Source organism: Bradyrhizobium sp. 31Argb (genome assembly GCF_043638955.1).
Lineage (GTDB): Bacteria > Pseudomonadota > Alphaproteobacteria > Rhizobiales > Xanthobacteraceae > Bradyrhizobium.
This window is the reverse complement of sequence record NZ_JBEGDB010000580.1, coordinates 1-1,498: the sequence shown is the minus strand read 5'-3', so window position 1 is coordinate 1,498 and position 1,498 is coordinate 1. Positions and strand designations below refer to the sequence as shown.

At 63.9% G+C, this 1,498-nt stretch carries 1 protein-coding gene; it reads right to left on the bottom strand.

All coding sequences use genetic code 11. The annotated features are described in order from the left end of the window. Positions 1–218: 218 nt before the first annotated feature. Positions 219–1,364, bottom strand: a complete 1,146-nt coding sequence (locus tag AAFX91_RS41565) for a PepSY-associated TM helix domain-containing protein (protein ID WP_394570333.1) — start codon at positions 1,362–1,364, stop codon at positions 219–221. Positions 1,365–1,498: the final 134 nt, after the last annotated feature.

The following is a 1,498-nucleotide window of genomic DNA, read 5'->3' as shown; positions in this document are numbered from 1 at the left end:
TTGAGATTTCGACAACCTCATTCTGGCACAACTGATGCCGTAGGGGGCCGTCCACCCCATCAACCACAGGCCTTTGTAGTGCGCTCCGCTGCAACCGCTTGCCCGCGCCACAACGCCTCCCTGTGGTTATGGGCCCCCCGCTTTCGCGCGCTTTCACGGGGACGACAGCGGAGCGTGCGACGACGCCGTAGATCCGCCCTACGGCCCGCCCCATATGGCTAGACCTTGCTCTCCACAGCCGGCCGCACATCCGGCAGCTTCATCCGCGCCGGCGCGGTGCGCCGCTTGGCGAACCACAGATAGATGCCGCTGCCCAGCACGATGATGGTGACGAGATCGAGCAACGCCCAGACGATCTTGAGCGGCAACCCGCCATAATCGCCGAAATGCAGCGGTCGCGAGACCTGCAGCGCCCTCAGATACCAGGGCACCTGCGGCGCAAGGATATTCTCGCCGTTGTTGGCATCGACCAGCACCGGCTGCAGCATGCGCGCCGTGAACGGCGTTGCGCCCTTGGTCCAGACGATCACATGTTGCGGGCTGCCGAAGCGCGCCGATGTCGGCATGGTGACTGAGGTCACCAATCGATCCGGAAATCGTTCGCGCACGCGGCTGACGGCGGATTGAACGGAGGGAATCGCCGCGACCGGCTTGCCCTGGTACGGGGCGAGCAGAACCGGCACCAGTTGCGCGCGCCACAGATCGAACAGCGGCGTCGCCAGCGTGTTGATCGTCCCGGTCAAGCCGACCGCCACGGCCCAGGTCACCGTGACGATGCCGAGCATATTATGCGTATCCAGCCATTTGAGCCGCGGCGACGGGCCGCGTCGGATCGTGCCGAAATCCAGCCGCCGCATGAACGGCCAGTAGACGATGATCCCCGAGATCAGTGACACGACGAAGACAACGCCCATTGCGCCGAGGAACAATTCGCCCGGCAGGCCCGTGAACATGTCCTTGTGGATGCGCAGCACGATATCCATCACGTCCTGATGCGGCGCCTCCTCGCCGAGCACCTCGGCTGTGCGCGCATCGATGGTCACGCGATGAAACTGGCCGGGCGCAGGCATGGCGGTCGGCGACATTGCGACCGTGACCAGCGGCTCCGCCTGCTTCAGATTGGCGATGAGAACGAACTCGCCGGGATAGCGCTGCCGCGCGACCTCGATCACCCGATCAAGCGATGCACGCGGCGTATCGTCCGGCATCTCAGGCGCCGCGATCTCCTCCTCGAGCAGATCGTCAATCTCGTCATGGAAAACCAATGGCAGGCCGGTCACGCACAGCATCAGCAAGAACACCATGCTGACGAGCGAAGTCCATGTGTGAATGCGCGACCACAGCCGGATCGTTTTCGGTCGCATCGGTGCGTCTACCTGCGATCGCTGGCCGAGCGCACGATGGTGCGCGGGCGCGTGTGTTGGTCTGAAATGGACCCCGATTGTGGGACCACGTGCTTAGTTGGAAGGGGCTGCTCCGTTTGATAGACGGAGCGCAT

Excerpts from the sequence above, each read along its gene's own strand:
- AAFX91_RS41565 (WP_394570333.1), bottom strand. The coding sequence starts at position 1,364 with ATGCGACCGAAAACGATCCGGCTGTGGTCGCGCATTCACACATGGACT.